The sequence below is a fragment of the Pseudomonas sp. LBUM920 genome (assembly GCF_003852315.1).
Taxonomy (GTDB): domain Bacteria; phylum Pseudomonadota; class Gammaproteobacteria; order Pseudomonadales; family Pseudomonadaceae; genus Aquipseudomonas.
In genome coordinates, this window is sequence record NZ_CP027762.1 from 1,584,745 (window position 1) to 1,603,581 (window position 18,837).

Annotated in this window: 17 protein-coding genes; 9 read left to right on the forward strand and 8 right to left on the reverse strand. The window is 62.2% G+C overall.

The window, feature by feature from the left end:
• Positions 1–77: 77 nt before the first annotated feature.
• Genes C4J83_RS07175 through C4J83_RS07185 form a run of 3 tightly spaced genes read right to left on the reverse strand, consistent with a single transcriptional unit; the run spans position 78 to position 2,662 of the window.
• Entirely contained in the window at positions 78–1,133 is a 1,056-nt protein-coding gene (locus C4J83_RS07175) for an alkene reductase (protein WP_106577072.1), read from the reverse strand.
• Positions 1,134–1,164: 31 nt separating this feature from the next.
• Complete coding sequence (locus C4J83_RS07180; protein ID WP_124416656.1) at positions 1,165–2,331, reverse strand: MFS transporter; 1,167 nt, start codon at positions 2,329–2,331, stop codon at positions 1,165–1,167.
• Positions 2,332–2,344: 13 nt separating this feature from the next.
• Positions 2,345–2,662 carry an ArsR/SmtB family transcription factor gene (locus C4J83_RS07185; RefSeq protein WP_106577070.1) on the reverse strand — a complete coding sequence of 106 codons (318 nt, stop codon included), beginning with the start codon at positions 2,660–2,662 and terminating at the stop codon, positions 2,345–2,347.
• Between the two features lie 154 nt (positions 2,663–2,816).
• On the opposite strand from C4J83_RS07185, the gene C4J83_RS07190 reads away from it, so the two are divergent.
• Positions 2,817–3,401: an acyl carrier protein phosphodiesterase gene (locus C4J83_RS07190; RefSeq protein WP_119738883.1), complete on the forward strand. Its 585-nt coding sequence runs from the start codon at positions 2,817–2,819 to the stop codon at positions 3,399–3,401.
• Positions 3,402–3,517: 116 nt separating this feature from the next.
• Here C4J83_RS07190 and C4J83_RS07195 read toward each other — a convergent pair whose 3' ends face one another.
• Entirely contained in the window at positions 3,518–4,309 is a 792-nt protein-coding gene (locus tag C4J83_RS07195; RefSeq protein WP_124416657.1) for a lysophospholipid acyltransferase family protein, read from the reverse strand.
• Positions 4,309–5,064: an L-ornithine N(alpha)-acyltransferase gene (gene olsB, locus C4J83_RS07200; protein ID WP_119738887.1), complete on the reverse strand. Its 756-nt coding sequence runs from the start codon at positions 5,062–5,064 to the stop codon at positions 4,309–4,311. Before olsB ends, C4J83_RS07195 begins: the two co-directional genes overlap by 1 nt.
• Positions 5,065–5,249: 185 nt before the next feature.
• On the opposite strand from olsB, the gene C4J83_RS07205 reads away from it, so the two are divergent.
• The 4 genes from C4J83_RS07205 to C4J83_RS07220 all read left to right on the forward strand — a co-directional run bounded on the left by C4J83_RS07205 (position 5,250) and on the right by C4J83_RS07220 (position 8,571).
• Positions 5,250–6,332, forward strand: coding sequence for a serine hydrolase domain-containing protein (locus tag C4J83_RS07205; protein ID WP_124416658.1), 1,083 nt, complete (start codon positions 5,250–5,252; stop codon positions 6,330–6,332).
• Positions 6,329–6,643: an amidase gene (locus C4J83_RS07210; protein ID WP_106577065.1), complete on the forward strand. Its 315-nt coding sequence runs from the start codon at positions 6,329–6,331 to the stop codon at positions 6,641–6,643. Before C4J83_RS07205 ends, C4J83_RS07210 begins: the two co-directional genes overlap by 4 nt.
• A 187-nt stretch (positions 6,644–6,830) precedes the next feature.
• The gene (locus C4J83_RS07215) at positions 6,831–7,412 is read left to right on the forward strand and encodes a YceI family protein (protein WP_124416659.1); all 582 of its coding nucleotides are present in this window, start codon (positions 6,831–6,833) and stop codon (positions 7,410–7,412) included.
• 1 nt (position 7,413) lies between these two features.
• Positions 7,414–8,571 carry a phospholipase D-like domain-containing protein gene (locus tag C4J83_RS07220; RefSeq protein ID WP_124416660.1) on the forward strand — a complete coding sequence of 386 codons (1,158 nt, stop codon included), beginning with the start codon at positions 7,414–7,416 and terminating at the stop codon, positions 8,569–8,571.
• Positions 8,572–8,591: 20 nt separating this feature from the next.
• On the opposite strand, the gene C4J83_RS07225 is transcribed toward C4J83_RS07220, so the two are convergent.
• Together C4J83_RS07225 and bglX are read right to left on the reverse strand one after the other, a co-directional pair.
• Positions 8,592–11,633 carry a S8 family serine peptidase gene (locus C4J83_RS07225; protein ID WP_124416661.1) on the reverse strand — a complete coding sequence of 1,014 codons (3,042 nt, stop codon included), beginning with the start codon at positions 11,631–11,633 and terminating at the stop codon, positions 8,592–8,594.
• 163 nt (positions 11,634–11,796) lie between these two features.
• On the reverse strand, positions 11,797–14,088 hold the full coding sequence (gene bglX, locus C4J83_RS07230) for a beta-glucosidase BglX (protein WP_106577061.1): 2,292 nt from the start codon (positions 14,086–14,088) through the stop codon (positions 11,797–11,799).
• A 243-nt stretch (positions 14,089–14,331) separates the two neighbouring features.
• Here bglX and C4J83_RS07235 point away from each other — a divergent pair, with 243 nt between their 5' ends.
• From C4J83_RS07235 to C4J83_RS07250, 4 genes are all read left to right on the forward strand, one after another.
• Complete coding sequence (locus C4J83_RS07235) at positions 14,332–14,943, forward strand: LemA family protein (RefSeq protein ID WP_106577060.1); 612 nt, start codon at positions 14,332–14,334, stop codon at positions 14,941–14,943.
• Positions 14,944–14,961: 18 nt separating this feature from the next.
• A complete protein-coding gene (locus C4J83_RS30920; protein WP_124416662.1) occupies positions 14,962–15,690 on the forward strand; it encodes a TPM domain-containing protein in 729 nt (242 codons plus the stop codon).
• 31 nt (positions 15,691–15,721) lie between these two features.
• On the forward strand, positions 15,722–16,339 hold the full coding sequence (locus tag C4J83_RS07245; RefSeq protein WP_106577058.1) for a TPM domain-containing protein: 618 nt from the start codon (positions 15,722–15,724) through the stop codon (positions 16,337–16,339).
• A gap of 221 nt (positions 16,340–16,560) precedes the next feature.
• Positions 16,561–17,778 carry a class I SAM-dependent methyltransferase gene (locus tag C4J83_RS07250; RefSeq protein ID WP_119738901.1) on the forward strand — a complete coding sequence of 406 codons (1,218 nt, stop codon included), beginning with the start codon at positions 16,561–16,563 and terminating at the stop codon, positions 17,776–17,778.
• A 131-nt stretch (positions 17,779–17,909) separates the two neighbouring features.
• On the opposite strand, the gene C4J83_RS07260 is transcribed toward C4J83_RS07250, so the two are convergent.
• Positions 17,910–18,809 carry a DMT family transporter gene (locus tag C4J83_RS07260; protein WP_124416663.1) on the reverse strand — a complete coding sequence of 300 codons (900 nt, stop codon included), beginning with the start codon at positions 18,807–18,809 and terminating at the stop codon, positions 17,910–17,912.
• Positions 18,810–18,837: the final 28 nt, after the last annotated feature.

Here is an 18,837-nt window from a genome sequence, read left to right on the forward strand (position 1 = left end):
TTCAGATCGATGAGTATTCCAGCGCGCAGTAAAAAGCCCCGGTTCCTGCGAACCGGGGCTTTTTGCGTTTCAGACGATCAGAGCGCCAGGGTTGGGTAGTCGATGTAGCCGACCGGGCCTTTGGCGTAGAAGGTTTCCGGGTGCGCTTCGTTCAGCGGCGCGTCGGCCTTCAGGCGGGCCGGCAGGTCCGGGTTGGCAATAAACGGTACGCCGAAGGCCACCGCGTCTGCCTTGCCAGAGGCCAGCCAGGCGTTGGCGCTGTCCTTGGTGAAGCGTTCGTTGGCGATGTACGGGCCACCGAAGGCTTTTTTCAGTTGTGGACCGAGGCTGTCGCCGGCTTCTTTTTCGCGCGAGCAGATGAACGCGATGCCACGCTTGCCCAGTTCACTGGCGACGTAGGTGAAGGTTTCGGCCAGGTTGTCGTCGCCCATGTCATGGGAGTCGGCACGCGGTGCCAGGTGCACACCTACGCGGCCGGCGCCCCAGACGTCGATGGCGGCGTCGGTCACTTCCAGCAGCAGGCGCGCACGGTTTTCCAGGGAGCCGCCGTAGTTGTCGGTGCGCTGGTTGGTGCTGCTCTGCAGGAATTGGTCGAGCAGGTAACCGTTGGCGCCGTGGATTTCCACGCCGTCAAAGCCTGCGGCCTTGGCGTTTTCGGCGCCGACGCGGTAAGCGTCGACGATATCGGCGATTTCAGCGGTTTCCAGCGCGCGTGGCGTCGGGTAGTCGGCCAGCGGACGCACCAGGCTAACGTGGCCCTTGGGCTGGATCGCGCTCGGTGCCACCGGGGTTTCGCCGTTCAGGTACGACTCGTGGGAAATACGGCCGACGTGCCACAGTTGCAGGAAGATCTTGCCGCCCGCGCCGTGCACGGCCTTGGTCACATTGGCCCAGCCGCGTACCTGGTCGTTGGACCAGATGCCCGGGGTGTCCGGGTAGCCCACGCCCAGCGGCGTCACGGAGGTGGCTTCGCTGAGGATCAGCCCGGCAGACGCGCGTTGCACGTAGTACTCGGCCATCAGCGCGTTGGGTACGCGGCCTTCATCGGCACGGCAGCGGGTCAGCGGCGCCATGATGATACGGTTGGACAATTGCAGGTCGCCCAGTTTGATCGGATCGAAAATAGTCGTCATGGGATAACACCCTTCTCTTTAAGTGGATTGATCAGTTGGTCGCAGGGGCCAGGTCGGCATCGCCGCTCTGACGGAAAGTAATCAAGGTCACCAGCAGGGCCAGGATCGCCAGGGCCGCAGCCGCCAACGGCACAATGGTCAGGCCGAAACCGTGGGCAATCACACTGCCGCCGACCCAGGCGCCGAGGGCGTTGCCGATGTTGAAGGCGCCGATATTCAGGGTGGACACCAGGTTCGGTGCGGCCTTGCCGAAAGTCACCACGTTGATCTGCAGCGCCGGTACGGCGGCGAACGAGGCGGTGGCCCACAGGAACAGGGTGATCTCGGTCGGGATCACCGCGACGCTGGTCCAGGTCAGTACCGTGGACACCACCGCCATGCTGATGAACACACCGATCAAGGTGGCCGCCAGGCGTTTGTCCGCCAGCTTGCCGCCGATGATGTTGCCCACGGTGAGGCCCAGGCCGATCAGCAGCAGGGTCCAGGTCACGCCTTTGGGCGACACGCCGGTGACGTCGCCCAGCAGCGGCGCGACGTAGGTGAAGAGGGTGAACATGGAGGCGGCGAACAGCGCGGTCATGGTCAGCGACAACCAGATGCCGGCGCCTTTGAGCGCGGCCAGCTCGGCGCGCATGTCGAGTTTTTCTTCGTCACGCTTGGCCGGCAGAAAGCGGATCAGGCCGATCAGCGCCACAACGCCGATCACCGTCACGGCCCAGAAGGTCGAGCGCCAGCCGGCTTCCTGGCCCAGAGCGGTACCCAGCGGCACGCCGAGCACATTGGCCAGGGTCAAGCCGGTGAACATCAAGGCCACTGCCGAAGCGCGCTTGTTGGCCGGCACCAGGTTGGCGGCGACCACTGAACCGATACCAAAGAACGCACCGTGGCACAGCGCGGTGACCACACGGGCAAACATCAGCACGTTGTAGTCACTGGCCAGGGCGCAGAGCAGGTTGCCAATGATAAAAATGCCCATCAACGCGACCAGGGCAGCCTTGCGCGGCAGCTTGGCGGTGGCCAGTGCCATGAAGGGTGCGCCGATGGCCACGCCTAAGGCGTAGCCGGTGACCAGCCAGCCGGCGCCGGGAATCGACACGCCAAGGTCCGCCGCCACATCGGGCAGCAAGCCCATGATGACGAACTCGGTGGTGCCGATGGCGAAGGCGCTCAGGGCCAGTATGAGTAGCGAGAGGGGCATTTGCGTTTCCTTGTTACAGCGCCGGTGCGCTGAGTTCTGTAATAAGCGCCGTGAGAAAGGCTTGGATCACTTCCTCATTGCGTCTGAAAAAGTGCCACTGCCCGGCCTTCTGGCTGCTGATCAAACCCGCCCGTTGCAAGGTTGCCAGGTGGGCCGACACGGTCGACTGGGACAAGCCGCAGCGCTGGTCGATCTGCCCGGCGCAGATGCCGTATTCGTGGTTGTGCAATTGCTCGGGGAACTGCACTTTCGGGTCTTTCAGCCAGGTGAGGATGTCTCGTCGTACTGGGTGCGCCAGGGCTTTTATTATTTCGTCGAGGTCGATGGACATGGCAGATGCTCGTTTTCGTAAAACGTTATATCGCGATGAGGCGAACTTTAAATCGTTACATCCCGATACACCAATATGCTTTTGGTCTTAAGACCGGCTATTTCGGTATATCGGGTTATAACGATACATGGAGGGCAGTGGTAGACTGCGCGCCATGAATTATCTCGCACATCTGCACCTGGGCGGCCAACTTCCTGCGCAATTGCTGGGCAGCCTCTATGGCGACTTCGTCAAAGGCCGCCTGCAGGGCCAGTTCAGCCCGCAAATCGAGGCGGCGATCCAGTTGCATCGCTCCATCGATCGCTTCACCGACAGCCACCCCTTGGTAGGCGAGGCGTTGTCACGCTTCAGCCTGACCCGCAAGCGCTACGCCGGGATTGTCCTGGATGTGTTTTTCGATCACTGCCTGGCGCGGGACTGGGCGCGGTATGCCGACCAGCCGCTGGAGCGCTTCACGGCGCAGGTGTACCGCGTGCTGGCGGCCGAGCCGCAGTTGCCGGGACGGCTGGCGCAGATCGCACCCTATATGGCGGCGGATGATTGGCTGGGTTCGTACCGCGAGTTCGCGGTGATGGAACAGGTGTTGCGCGGGATCTCGCGGCGTCTGACCCAGCCCGAGGAATTGAGGCATGCCATGCAGGAGTTGCGGGTGTTGTATGAGCCGTTGAGTGAGGACTTCCGGGTGTTCTATCCCGAGTTGCAGGAATTTGCACGAGCCCATCTGACCACTGAGCTCTAAAACATGTGGGAGCTGGCTTGCCTGCGATAGCGGTGTGTCAGCAACAGATGCATTCACAGGTAGATCGCAATCGCAGGCAAGCCAGCTCCCACATTTTGAACTGTGTTCAGTTCATCTCAAGCTGCGAACGCCGGTCGAGCATCCACTTGCTCAGCCTCCGGCAACGGCCCAAACAACGCCTTCTGCACCGCCTGCTGCGCCTGGAACGCCAGCGCCGCGCGTTCCTGCCCAGCACACGCAATCGGCTGCAGCACATGAATCTCGACATCGCCCTGGTCGTTGGAAAACAGGCGCATCAGGTGCGAGAGCAAATCGTCGTCACCAATAAACGGTGCCAGCGGGTCCACTTGCCCATCACGCAGATAACGAATGGCCACCGGTTGCAGCGACACATCGGCTTCAATCGCACTGGCCAGCAACCGCCCGTGGAAAGTGCGCAGGCTGCGCCCGTCGGTCGTAGTGCCTTCGGGGAACATCAGCAGCGGGTGCTGTTGCGCCAGGTGACGGGTCATCTGCTTGCGGATCAATTGGCTGTCGCCCGAACCCCGGCGGATAAACAAGCTGCCGGCTTTGGCCGCCAACCAGCCGGCCACCGGCCAGGTGCGCACTTCGGCCTTGGACAGAAAGGACATCGGCGCCACAGCGCCCAGCAGTGGGATATCGGTCCAGGACACGTGATTGCTCACCCACAGCATCGGCGTTTTGGGCAACTCACCGTGCACCGTCACGCGAAAGGGCAGGGCATGGGTCAGCCGCGCCATAAAGAATCGCGACCAGCGCTGGCGGCGCACCATCGAGTTGGCCACGCCCAAACGCTCGAACACGCCAAACACACTGGCCATGCTCAGCCCCAGTGCGACCACCAGCAGCACCCGGGCGATGCGCCCGTACACGCGCAGGCGGGCCATTACATGGCCGCCTTGAAGTGGCGGGCGTAACGTGGGCACAGCTCGTCACGCTTGAGCAGGATGAACACGTCGGCCACCTGGAAATCTTCATCCCAGCACGGCTCCCCGCAGATCTTCGCACCCAGGCGCATGTAGGCCTTGAGCAGTGGCGGCATTTCGGCGATCACGTTGGACGGCAGGTCCAGTGCCGGCAGTGGCTTTTTCGGCTCGGCGCGCAGGTGTTCGTTGCACAGGTAGCGTTCGCGCAGGCGCTGCATGATCGCGTGGGCCTGGATGCCGCCGTCGTGCATCGGGATGCTCGCGCAGCCCATCAAGTAGCTGTAGCCGCCCTGGTTCAAGACTTCCGCCAACTCGCCCCACAACACGGCAATGGTGCCGCCGTTGCGGTAGGCCGGATCGACGCAGGTGCGACCGATTTCCAGGATCGGGCCTTGCAGGTGCAGCAAGCCGTGCAGGCTGAATTCTTCTTCGCTGTAGAACCGACCCAGGGTGCTGGCGGCCTGGTGGTCGAGCAAACGGGTGGTGGCGACCAATCGACCGCTGTTCAAATCCCGCACGCCGATGTGGCTGCAGTGAACATCATAGTCATCCATGTCCAGACCCAGTTCCGCGCCTTTCAGCTTGGCGTTGAACTCGCCGCTGAACACGTTGAACCGCAGGGCCTGGGCTTCCTGCAACGCCTTGGCGCCAATCAGGCGTTCGGCTTGCAGGCGGCGTTCATTGCCGGTGTCGCTGATGCGGGCGATCTGAGTCATGGCGAATCTCCGAGTGCCAGCCACGTTCCGGCCGGTCGACTTGTTTGTCCAAACTCAGGCTATGTAGGCTCGGTGTCAGCGCCATGAAGTTACGGTGACGCTTAGATGACAGCCGTTGATGTCGCCAATCTGTCATGCGCCTGGGCTAGGCTCGCGGGCTTGAATGCCCCCTTGAGTTCGCGTCCATGGTCCGAGGCTTGTTGTGCGTTGCCCTGCTGTTCGTCACCGTTGCCGCCCACGCCGACACCTGGCCTGACAAGGACTGGGCCCAGGGCACAGCACTCACCGGCCCCGCTGTCGATGCGCTGACTGCCTATGCGTTCCCAACCCGTGACGACGCCACCCGCCAAGGCATTCGCACCGACGCGCTGCTGGTGATCCGTGACGGCGAAGTCATCTACGAACGCTACGCCGCACCCACTACCGCGAGCACGCCGCACCTGACCTGGTCGATCAGCAAAAGCCTGATGGCCACCGTGCTCGGTGTGGCCTATGGCGAAAATCGCTTCAAACTTAGCGACCCCGCCGCACGCTTTTACCCGCCGATGAAGCAGCATCCCAAGGTGACGATGGCCGACCTGCTGCACTGGGCCTCGGGCCTGGACTGGCAGGAAGATTACGAATACGCGCCGCTGAAATCCTCGGTGGTGGCGATGCTCTACACCCGTGGCCGCGCCGACATGGCCGAGTTTGCCGCCGACACCGAGGCTGCAGCGGCACCGGGCCAAGCCTTCCGTTACTCCAGCGGCGACAGCAACATCCTCTCCGCCACCCTCAAAGGCATGCTCGGCCACAAGGCCTATATGAGTTACCCGTGGGACGCGCTGTTCAAGCCGCTGGGCATTCACAACGCCGCCTGGGAAACCGACGCCGACGAAACCTTCGTCGCGTCCTCTTACGCCTACCTCACCGCCCGCGACCTGGCGCGCGTCGGCCTGCTGATGGTGCGCGATGGGCGCTGGGGCGCGCAGCAATTGCTGCCTGAAGAGTGGGTCGCCTTCAACCGCCAACCCTTCGACAACTACAAAGCCGGCCAGGACGAAGCCGTACCCGGCGGCCAGTGGTGGCTGAACCGCGAAGTACAAGGCGCGCCCCGCCCGTGGCCCGACGCCCCGGCCGACACCTTCGCCGCCCTCGGCCACTGGGGCCAGGCGCTGTTTGTGATGCCCGATGAACACCTGGTGATCGTGCGCTACGGCGATGACCGCGACGGCAGCTACCGCCACAACGAATTGCTCAAACGCGTGCTCGCGGCGGTACAACCATGATCCGTCGACACCCGTTCATCAGCCTGTTTCTACTGCTGTTGCTCGCGTTGCTGGGCTGGGTCTGGCATGAGCGCGTCAACCTGCAAGCCTTCCCCGACATCATCGCGGCGTACACCGCCAAGGAATATTGCTCGTGCCGGTATGTGCAGAACTATCCGGCCGAGTATTGCCTGGGGTATGTGAAGCAGTACGTGCCGACCAGCGCGTTCAACGACAACCCGGAGCGCAGTGAAGTGACGGCCAGTGGGTTGGGGCGCACGCATACGGCGCGCTGGATGGGTGATCGCCAAGGCTGCCGCCTGAATCCCTGACGCACCCCAAATTCCCTGTGGGAGCTGGCTTGCCTGCGAAGACGGCGGCACAGGCGACAGAAATGTTGACGGACCTGCCGCTATCGCAGGCAAGCCAGCTCCCACCTTGATCGGCTTTGTCAGTTACATTGCGCCCTGCACCCGGCACAGTTAAGGTTCGTCCAGGTTTTTTGCCTCACGAGTCTTTATGTTCAACGTCAAACCCCTGGCCTTCACGCTGCTGACGGCTGCAGCTCTGCCTGCCCATGCCGACTGGTATCTGGATAACGAATCCTCACGCCTGTCGTTCGTCACCACCAAAAACACCGAGGTCGCGGAAGTACAGCGTTTCCTGGTGTTGCATGGCAAGGTCGACAGCCAGGGCGCGGCCCAGTTGGAAGTGGAGGTGGAGTCGATCAACAGCGGCATCCCGCTGCGCGATGAGCGCATGCGCAATGACCTGTTCGACATCAAGACCTTCCCCGAAGCGCTGATCACTGCGCAGATCAACCTGCAACCCATCAACGATCTGGCTCCCGGCGCGCAGCTGGAATTGCGCCTGCCGTTGAGTGTGACGTTGCACGGCAAGACTCAGACTTACAGCGCCGAACTGCTGGCCACGCGCCTGGATGACCGGCGCTTTCAGGTGGTGACCCTGGAGCCGGTGGTGTTGCATGCCGAAGATTTTGACCTGGCACCGGGCGTGGCCACCTTGCGCAAAGCGGCGGGGCTCAAGTCGATCAGTTTGTCGGTGCCGGTGGGTGCGGTACTGATTTTTACGGCGCGCTGACGTGAGCGGCGCAGTCTTCCCGTGGCGCAGCGCCAACCGTTTCGAGTTGCTGATCGACGGCCCGCGTTTCTTCCCGCAGATGCTGGCGGGCATTGCCCGCGCTGAGCGGCAAGTCGAGTTGGAGTTGTACCTGGTGGAAGCCGGCGCCTGCGCCGACGCCATGGTGCAGGCGCTGGTACTCGCCGCCGAGCGCGGCGTGCGGGTGCGCTGTTTGTTTGATGATTACGGCAGCCTGGCGTTTACCCTGAGTTTGCGTAAGCGCCTGACCGACGCGGGTGTGGAGCTGCGGTTCTATAATCGCCTGAGCTGGCGGCGCTGGATGCGCAATCTTTACCGCGACCACCGCAAGCTGTTGCTGATTGACCAGAGCATTGCCGTGGTCGGCGGCACCGGCGTGACCGATGAATTCTGGACGCCAGGGCAAGACACGGCCGAATGGCATGAAGTGATGGTGCAAATCAGCGGCCCGTTGGTGCTGGACTGGCAAGCGCTGTTCGAGCGGCAATGGCACGCCAATGCCGCTCGCCGAGAATGGAAGCCCGCTACCCATTTTGGTTTGCCGCGCCTGCCCAAGGTGCCGGCCACCGGGCCAGGCCTGGGGCGCGTCGCCTATGCCGACGCGCGTCAGCACCGCGATATCCTGCAGTCGCTGATCCGCGCCTTGAACAGCGGCCAGCAAAGAATCTGGCTGGCCACGCCGTATTTTCTGCCGACCTGGAGTGTGCGCCGTGCCTTGCGCCGCGCGGCGGGGCGTGGGGTGGATGTGCGTTTGCTGCTCACCGGCCCGCGCACCGATCACCCCTCCGTGCGCTACGCCGGGCACCGTTATTACCCGCGTTTGTTGCGCGCCGGTGTGCAGATTTTCGAATACCAGCCGTGCTTCCTGCACCTGAAAATGGTGCTGGTGGACGATTGGGTGAGCATCGGCTCGTGCAATTTCGACCACTGGAATTTGCGCTTCAACCTGGAAGCCAACCTGGAAGCGCTGGACCCGCAATTGACGCTGGCCGTGGCTGACAGTTTCGAACGCGATTTTGCCAAGAGCCAGGCCGTGAGCCTGGAAGCATGGAAGTCGCGGCCGTTGTGGCGGCGGGTCAAGCAGCGGGTGTGGGGCTGGATTGATCGGTTGGTGGTGAATCTGTTGGATCGGCGGGGGTAGGGCGCCCCCGCCGTTGCTGACTAAAACTGCAATGTGTACTGCGCCGTAAGGCTTTGGTCGCGTGTGCGCTCACCGCGCTGTTGGCTGAAGCCGAAGTCCAAGGTGCTGTCGCGGCTCAGGCGCGCGGTGGCGCCCAGTTCCAGGCGGGTGCTGAGGCGATCCAACGGCGCGCCGCTGACGCTCATCACGCGGCCGCCGTCCCAGGCTGCCTGAGTGGTGGGTTGCAGGTCGCCGCTTGCATGGGTATAAGCCAGGCCGCCACGCAGGCTCAGCCATGACGGGCCGATCTGCGCCTTGCCCAGGTCGAGGTTGACCCGCACACCGCCGGTGGTCAGGTTGACGTTTTCCTTCGAGCGTTTGCCCTTCAGTGCGGCCATGCTGCCGCGCTCTTTGAAGCCTTCGCTGCGCTGTTGCACATTGGCCAGTTGCAGATACGGCTGCCAGTTCCAGAAGTCATGGCTGAACCTGTAGTTGGCCTCGGCAAACGTCTGCACGGTGCGGCTGGCGTATGTGGCGGTCAGGCGGTTGTCTACGCCGGGGAAGCTGACGCGGCGTTTTGTTTCGATCTCATGTTGCGCATAGGCGATGCCGCCATACACGCCGAACGCGTCCCACGTGTGGCCGGCGTGCAGGGCCAATTGGTAGGTGTCGACGCTGGCTTTGCCTCGCGAACCGGCCTTCACGTCCGAGCGGCCGCTGCCGGCGACCACGCCCACGCGAGTGCCTTGCTCCAGCGTGTGATCGAACCCCAACAGCAGGCCCGTGCTGTTGTGGTGAGTGCGCGTGGTGTTGCTGTTGCCGGCGAATTGGCCGGATTGACGCGGCAGTTGCACCCAGATGCCTTGGTTGTTGGCGTCGAGTGCGGCGTCGCGGCTGTCTTGCGCCAGGCGCTGACGGTCGAGTGCGGCCTGGCGCACGACACGGCTGTTTTCAATCAGTACCGCTTGGGTGCTGGCATGCAGTTCGCCGCTCAACTGATCCAGGGCTGCAGGTGCTTGCTCGGGAAACAGCGAGGTCAGGCGTTGCAGCAGCGGCGAGGGTTGGGTTTCAGCATCCGCAGCATGGGCGACGGCGCGTTGGTTAGCAGTCTGCGCCGCTGACGCCAGTGACTGACCGCGGCCAAACTCCACCAGCAAGTTATTGCCTTGCCTGATCTGGGAAACGCTGAGGAAAGGCGAGAACTCGCGGCGGTCTACCGAGGTAAATTCGCCATTCAACGCACCTTGGGCTTGAAGGATGCTGTAACGCTGGCCCAGGTAATAGTGGTTGGGTTGCGCACTCAGGTACAACGAGCCGCCGTTGATGGACGCCTCCTTTTGGACCTGCAATGGGGCCGGGGCTGTCTGGCTGGTCAGCCCGGTCATCAGGGTGGAGCCGGCTGCTTGTCGGTAGTCGCCCTCGATGGCCAGTGAACCATTCAGGCGCAGCAGACCGCCTTCGAGGTTAACGTCACCTTTGAGGGTATTGGTGGCGTCCAGCTCCAGCACACCCTCTTTGAGCGTGACGCCGGCAAAGCTGTTGTTGCCGCTCAGGCGCAGCCAGCCGATGCCGGTTTTTTCCAGGTGCCCCGGGCCGCTGATGTCGTTGCGCCAGTCGTCCCAGGCGCCGCCTTGCCAGACCCTGGCGCCGCCGGCGGGGCGGTCCATGTTCACCACGGTGTCGACCCGCAGTTGGCCAGGGCCATCGATGGCTTTTTTCAGGTTCATGAGGCCCCAGCCATAGACGTCGTCTACCCCAGGCTCACCCAGGTCGGTGGCGGTGGTCAGCAACACGTCGCGGATTTGCGGGTTGTCGAGGTAGGGGAAGCGTTCCATCAGCAGGGCCAGGCCGCCGGTCACGTGCGGGGCGGCGATGGAGGTGCCGGAGGCGGTCAGGTAGTTGAACGCGGGATTGTCGCCGGTCACCTTGAAACCATCGACTTCGCCGTCGGCGTCATGGTGGTTTTCGGTGGTGATCGAACCCGACACCCAGGCTGAGGTGATATCCGTTCCGGGTGCGGCCAGGCACCAGTCTTTGCTGAAACCGCAACGGTAGGAGCGATCGCTTAATGTCAGGCTTTGATCGAGGTTGACCACGGTCAGCCAATAAGGCTCCAGCGCCTTGATTGCGCGGGGCAGGCTCGAATGGACGCCGGTAAACGGTGCTGTTTGGGGCGAGGCGTTGGCCGTGTCGGTATTGCCCGCTGCCCAAACCTGCAGCATGCCGTATTTGATCGCGCCCTCGGCTGTGGCCTTCAGCTCTTGATATTGATTTATCTCGGCCAGGAAGGCGTCGAGTTCTGCCTCACCCGCCAGCGGCGTAGGTGTGCCCCAACTGTGATTGACCACGCGTACCTGTTGTTCGTGCAGTTGCGCGTAGGCCCTGCTCACGGCTGCAGGCGTTAAGTTGGTGACGCTGAAAGGGCTTAAACCAGGCCCGCCCAGGTAGCTGTTGCTGAATTTGCGCACGGCACTCATGTGCGCGCCGTAGGCCACACCCTGCACGCCAGAGCCATCACGGTTGGCGACTATCCTGCCGGCCACGTGCGTGCCGTGAGCGTTGTAGTGAGTGCTTACATTTTTCAGATAGTTATCAAGCTCTTCGCGGGTGATGTCGCCATTGGCAATGGCCTCCTCCAGGCCGAGCAAGGCTTCGGGAGGCAGCGAGTCGATGACATTCACCGCGGAACGGTCACCCTCGCTGAAAAAGCAGCCATCAGCCAGCACTGTCTCACTCATGCAGCCAGGGTCGGCCAGGCGCACGCCGGAATGGGGCTTGCCGGCAAATTCAGGGTGGCGCACATCGGTTCCAGAATCGTAAACGCCCACCCGCCCCCCTGTGCCGCTCAACCCCCTGGCGTAGGCGTGGTCGGCACCGATTGCACCCAGCCCCCAGTCTTTGTTGAACTCTTGACTGTGCCAACTGGCTGCATCGTGCAACCGGCCTTGTTCGACGTAGCGGGCTGCCTGGGCCGCCAGGCTCGACAGGCATCCGAGCACACAGAGGGCGATCGCCGCTGGCTTGAATGATGATTGAGCGGGCGCCTGCGTTGCGGGTGCTCGAACGTTTTTCGGGGGCGACATGGTCCACACACCTGCACAGTTATTTCGGGTCAATAGCGTGCGTGAGTAGGCCGGGCGCCTGATGTAGGACTTGGCTTGAAGCGGGGAGGGAACGCTGACTTTTTACTGACTGAGACGGGGAAGGGCGCAAGCCCCCTCTCCAACGAAGAGGGGGCTGCAGGTATTACAGCAACTCGAACGTCTGCTGCTGCACATCCTGGGAATCCAGCCCGATCTGCACATTGAACTGGCCCGGTTCCGCGGCGAACTTGAGCTGGGTGTTGTAGAACTTCAAGTCTTCTTCGGTGATGGTGAAGTGCAGCGTGCGCTCTTCACCGGCCTTGAGCATGACCTTCTGGAAGTTCTTCAGCTCTTTCACCGGGCGGATCATCGAGCCGGCCACGTCCTGGATATACAGCTGCACCACGGTTTCGCCGTCGACCTTGCCGGTGTTTTTCAGCGTGACGCTGGCGTCGAGCTTGCCGGTCTTGTTCAGCGTCGTGGACGACAGCGCCATGTCAGACAGGCTGAACGTGGTGTAGCTCAGGCCATAGCCAAACGGGAACAGCGGCCCGGTGACGTCATCGAAGTATTGCGAGGTGTAGTTGCCCGGCTTGCCCGGCGTGAAGGGCCGGCCAATGCTCAGGTGGTTGTAGTAGGTCGGAATCTGCCCCACCGAACGTGGGAAGGTGATCGGCAGCTTGCCCGACGGGTTGTAGTCACCGAACAGCACGTCGGCAATCGCGTTGCCGCCTTCGGTGCCGGCGAACCAGGTTTCGAGGATCGCGTCGGCTTGTTGGTTCTCGTCGAGAATCGACAGTGGGCGGCCGTTCATCAGCACCAGCACCAACGGTTTGCCGGTGGCTTTGAGGGCCTTGATCAAGTCGCGCTGGCTTTGCGGAATGTTCAAATCGGTGCGGCTCGAGGATTCGTGAGACATGCCACGCGACTCGCCTACGGCCGCGACCACCACGTCAGCGTCCTTCGCCGCTTTCACCGCTTCGTCGATCAGTACTTGGGCTGGGCGGGTGTCATCCACCACTTCCGGCGCATCGAAGTTGAGGAAGTTGAGGTAGTCGACCACGGCCTTGTCGTTGGTGATGTTGGCGCCACGCGCGTAGATCACTTTGCCTTTTTCGCCGATCACGGCATTGATGCCGTCGAGCAGGGTTACCGATTGTTCAGGCTTACCGGCGGCAGCCCAGCTGCCCATCATGTCGATAGGGGCCTTGGCCAGCGGGCCGACCAGCGCGATGGTCGCGGACTTTTTCAGCGGCAGGGTGTCGTTCTGGTTTTTCAGCAGCACCAGGCTGCGGCGCGCAATATCACGGGCGTCGGCGCGGTGCAGGCGGCTCTCGGCATAGGTGTCGGCCGGGTCATCTTCGGCTTTGCCGATGCGCAGGTACGGGTCGTTGAACAGGCCCATGTCGTACTTGGCGCCGAGCACTTCGCGCACGGCGTTGTCGATGTCGCTCTGTTCGATTTCGCCGGACTTGAGCAACCCCGGCAGTTCCTTGCCATACAGCGAGTCGTTCATGCTCATGTCGATGCCGGCCTTGATCGCCAGCTTGGCGGCTTCACGCCCGTCCTTGGCCACGCCGTGCTTGATCAGCTCGAAGATCGCACCGTGGTCACTGACGGCCAGGCCTTTGAAGCCCCAGTCCTTGCGCAGCAAGTCGTTCATCAGCCAGGTGTTGGCGGTGGCAGGCACGCCGTTGATCGAGTTCAACGCCACCATCACGCTGCCGGAACCGGCCTTGATTGCCGCGTGGTACGGCGGCAGGTAGTCCTGGTACATCTTGACCGGGCTCATGTCGACCACGTTGTAGTCGCGACCGCCTTCTACCGCGCCATACAGGGCGAAGTGCTTGACGCTGGCCATGATGCTGTCGGCATTGGCGGGGCTGGCGCCCTGGAAGGCCTTGACCATGACCTCGGCAATGCGCGAGACCAGGTAGGTGTCTTCGCCGAAGCCTTCGGATGTACGGCCCCAGCGTGGGTCGCGGGAGATGTCGACCATCGGCGCAAAGGTGATGTCGAGGCTGTCGGCAGCGGCTTCCTGGGCGGCGATGCGCCCGGAGCGGCCGATGGCGTCCATGTCCCAGCTGGAGGCCAGGGCCAAACTGATCGGGAAGATTGTGCGGTGGCCGTGGATCACGTCATAGGCGAAGAACATCGGGATCTTCAACCGGCTGCGCATGGCCGCGTCCTGCATCGGACGGTTTTCCGGGCGGGTGATCGAGTTGAAGGTGCCGCCGATACGGCCGGCGGCGATTTCCTTGCGGATCAGCTCGCGGGGCATTTCGGGACCGATGCTGATCAGGCGCAATTGGCCGATCTTTTCATCCAGGGTCATCTGCTTGAGCAGGTCGCTGACAAAGGCGTCCTTGTCTTTAAGCGCAGCAGGCTTTGTTTCTGCCCAGACGGGGTGAGTGGCCAGAGTGGCAACAAGGCCGAGCAAACACAGCTTCTTCATGAATATCCTTTTTCGGCTACTGCACAGCGAAAATGCGCCGCTCTGCCAAAATGTGGGGAACATATGTTGTTGTTCGAGTGTTATTGCAGTAAATGCACGACACTTGTGAACTCTTATTCGCGCTGGGCATCTTTTTAGCTGATTGGCTCAATGCAATCCAGTGGTGGCGGCGGATTATGCCCCAAGCGCGTGGTTTAAAGGGTTAGTCGTCAACTTCCATCAAGTTTGGGCAGGAGAAACACCATGCAAGCAGCACAAGGTTACCGCTGGGGCTTGAAAGCCGCCGCTTTGCTATTGATCAGCACAGTGCTGAGCGGTTGCGGCATCAACACCATTCCGACTCTGGATGAACAGGCCAAGGCGGCCTGGGGCCAGGTGCAGAACCAGTACCAGCGCCGCGCCGACCTGATCCCCAACCTGGTGGAAGTGGTCAAGGGTTACGCAGCACATGAGCAAGATACCCTCACCGCCGTGATCGAAGCGCGGGCCAAGGCCACCTCGATTCAGGTGGATGCCAGCACCCTCGACAATCCGGAAAAACTCAAGCAGTTCCAGCAAGCCCAGGATGGTTTGAGCGGCGCCCTCAGCCGTTTGATGGTGGTGTCCGAGCGCTACCCGGACCTCAAAGCCAACCAGAACTTCCTGGCCCTGCAATCGCAACTTGAAGGCACAGAAAACCGCATTGCCGTGGCTCGCCGTGACTTTATCCAGGCCGTGCAGGCTTACAACACCGAAATCCGTACCTTCCCTGGCCGCCTGTGGCACAGCGTGATGTACAGCGACTTGCCGATCCGCGCCACGTTTGAAGCCACCAGCGCCGATGCCGATAAAGCGCCACAAGTGAAGTTCAAATAAGGCTTCTCTGAGGTGTCGATGCGTTTATTACGGATAGGCTTGGCGCTGTGGTTGCTGGCCTGCGTGGGTGCCGCCCAGGCGGCATTGACGTTCCCGGCCTTGACCGGACGGGTGGTGGACAGCGCCCAGATGATCGACCCGGCAACCCGCGCGCAGATCACCCAGCAGTTGCAGGCGCTGGAGCAAACCTCGGGCGACCAGATCGTGGTGGTCACCGTGCCTGACCTGCAAGGCGTGCCCATTGAAGACTACGGTTACCAATTGGGTCGCCAGTGGGGCATCGGGCAGAAGGGCAAGGACAACGGCGCGCTGTTGATCGTCGCCCGTGATGAGCACAAGTTGCGCATCGAAGTCGGCTATGGCCTCGAAGGTGTGCTGACCGATGCGCAGTCGTGGGTGATCATCAACCAGGTGATCGCGCCCAAGTTCAAGGCGGGCAATTACAGCCAGGGCATCAGCGACGGTGTGGCGGCGCTGGTGCAGGTGGTGGGTGGCGAGCCGCTGGCCGTGCCGGCGCATGTGGCCGATGCGAATTTCGCCAAGAACAACCCGGGGTTTTCCATCGGCTTGTTCATCTTGCTGATTGGCGTGCTGTGGCTGTGCAACCGCCTGGGCCTGCCGGTTGGCGCTATTCTGCTGGCGATTCTCAGCAGCAGCGGGCGCGGCGGCGGTGGCGGGGGCGGCGGTGGTGGCTTCAGAGGCGGCGGCGGTGGTTTTGGCGGTGGCGGGGCCTCAGGTGGCTGGTAATGACAATAACTAGAAAGGGGCATCTACAACCATGGCACTACTGAGTGAACACGAGCAACGCCAGGTCGCTGAGGCGATCGCTCGGGTCGAAAAAACCACCGATGCCGAACTGGTCACCGTGCTGGCGGCGCGTGCCGATGATTACGCTTACATCCCGTTGCTCTGGGCCAGTCTGATCGCCTTGGTGGTGCCCGGCGTGGTGCATTACTTGTCGGGCTACCTGACCATGTACACCTTGCTGCTGGCACAGTGGGCAACGTTTATCGTGTTGTGCTTGGTGTTTCGCCTGCCGAAAGTCACCACGCGTCTGATCCCGCGGTCAGTGCGGCATTGGCGCGCGTCCAACCTGGCGCGCCGCCAGTTCCTGGAGCAGAACCTGCACCACACGCTGGGCGGCACTGGTGTGCTGATTTTTGTCAGCGAGGCGGAGCGCTATGTGGAAATCCTGGTGGACGAGGGCATTTCCAAGCGCCTGGATGACGGCAGTTGGGACACCATCGTCAAGGCGTTCACCCAGCAGGTGAAGCAAGGGCAGACGTTGGCCGGGTTTATCGCGTGCATTGAGGCCTGCGGCGAGTTGCTCAAGGTGCATGTGCCGGTGACGCAAACCCGTAATGAACTGCCCAACAGGTTGGTCGTACTCGAATAACCCAAACACCACTGAACCAAAATGTGAGAGGGGGCTTGCCCCCGATGGCCGTGTGTCAAGCAACTCATTTGGAGCTGATACACCGCCATCGGGGGCAAGCCCCCTCCCACCTTTGGATCTGTGCAGGCTGGACGAATCGACCGTTGAGCAAATAACCCCGTGCCCTAAACCTTCATCCCCCCTAAAATGCCCGGCATTCCCAGCCCGAGGCGTTTTTGTTCATGTCCGTCACCGCTCAACCTGCCCGCCCTGCGCCGGATCATCACGCCCAGTTCATCGAACTGCTGAGCGCAAGCCTGGCGCAGAACGCGTTTATCAAGCTGGTGCTGGCCAAGTACGTGGGTGAGGAAGCCGATTTGCAACGGCTGATCATCAAGCCGGTAGAGGTCAAGGAGCAGGCCTGCCTGTCCTTCGTTTACCGCTACAAGACCCGCGATATCACCAAGAACTTGCCGCTGGCCGAGGGCGTGGCAGCGATTGCTGCGCTGCTGCCCACCTCGTTCAAGAATGCGCATTTGCTGTCGCTGACCGACGAAGCCCAGCTGGAATACAGCAAGAAGAACAAAAGCTCGCTGTTCAAAAGCAAGCCCCAGCAACTGCGTGAGGCGCCGTCCGCCGAGCACAACCGCGAGAAAAATCGCTTCCTTGACCTGAGCCGGCCATTCCTCGCCGACCTGGGCGTGACCGACGCCAAGCAGGCGCTGATCCCGTCGATGTCGCGCAAGTGGAAGCAGATCAACAAGTTCATCGAAGTGTTCAGCCATGCGCTGACCTCGTCGCCGCTGAAACTGGATCAGCCGGTGCGCGTCGCCGATTTCGGTTCGGGCAAGGGTTACCTGACCTTCGCCATCCACGATTACCTGCGCAACACCCTCAAGGCCGAGGGCGAAGTGACTGGCGTGGAACTGCGCGAAGACATGGTGACGTTGTGCAACAGCGCGGCCGCACGCCTGGAACACCCTGGGCTGGTGTTCAAGTGCGGTGACGTACGCAGCGTGGCGCCCAGTGACCTGGACGTAATGATTGCGCTGCATGCCTGTGACATTGCCACCGATTACGCGATCCACACCGGTATCCGTTCGGGCGCGTCGATCATCATGTGCTCGCCGTGCTGCCACAAACAGATTCGCCTGCAGATCCAGAGCCCGGTGCTGCTCAAGCCGATGCTGCAATACGGCCTGCACCTGGGCCAACAGGCGGAAATGGTCACCGACAGCCTGCGTGCGCTGTACCTCGAGGCCTGTGGGTATGAGACCAAGGTGTTCGAGTTCATCTCGTTGGAACACACCAACAAGAACAAGATGATTCTGGCGATCAAGCGCAGCGAGCCGGTGGACAACGCGCAGTTGCTGGAGAAAATCCAGGCGCTGAAGGCGTTCTACCAGATCAGCGAGCACTGCCTGGAAACCCTGCTGCGCGCGGATGGCTTCTTGAACTGAACACAGGCCCTGTGGAAGCCGGGCTTGTGTGGGAGCTGGCTTGCCTGCGATGCAGGCGACTCGGTCTTTCAGCTAAACCGCGGTGATGCCATCGCGGGCAAGCCCGGCCCCCACACACGCGTGCTTTCACATTAGATAGCGTTCGGCTTGGGCGCAGGCGCAGGCTGCACCGCGGTCTTGCGTCCCAGCATCACCGTCACGATCACCCCACAGGCAAACAGCCAGGTGATCGGCTCGATATGCTCACCAAAAAACAACGCCGAAAACGCGATGGTGAAGAAGATCTGCAGCAACTGGATCTGGCTGACCCGCGCGATGCCGCCCATGGCCAGCCCGGCGTACCAGGCGAAAAACCCCAGGAACTGCGAGAACAGCGACACGTAACCAAACGCCCACCAGGCACGCGTCGAAATTGCCCCTTGATGCTGCGCCGCCAAGTACCACACCGGGCCGATCAACACCGGCGTCGACAGCACCAGCGCCCAGCAGATGACCTGCCAGCCACCCATTTCCTTGGCCAGGCGGCCACCTTCGGCATACCCCAGGCCGCCCACGGCAATCGCGCCGAGCATCAGCAAATCGCCTGCCTGGACACTGCCGGCACCGGTGATCAGCGCGTAACTCAACACCAATGCACTGCCCAGCGCCGCACAGGCCCAGAAGGCTTTTGACGGCCGCTCGTGGGACAGCCACGCCGCATACAGCGCCACGCACAGCGGCTGCAGGCCGTTGACCAGTGCGCCATGGGAGGCTGGCAAGGTTTGCATGGCCCAGGCCGACAGCACCGGAAAACCGAGGATCACGCCGGCTATCACCAGGCACAGCCCGCGCACCTGGCGCCAGGTGGGCCAGCGCTCGCGGCGCCACAGCAACAGCGCCGCCGCCGGAACTGCCGCGAACAAGGCACGGCCCAGGCCGTTGAGCAACGGATGGACCTCCTGCACGACGATGCGGGTGAACGGCAAGGTGAGGCTGAAGATGATGACGCCCAGCAGGCCGAGGGCCATGCCGGTGTTTTCGCGCGAGCTCATGAGGGCGACCCGAATCTAGAGGGCTTCA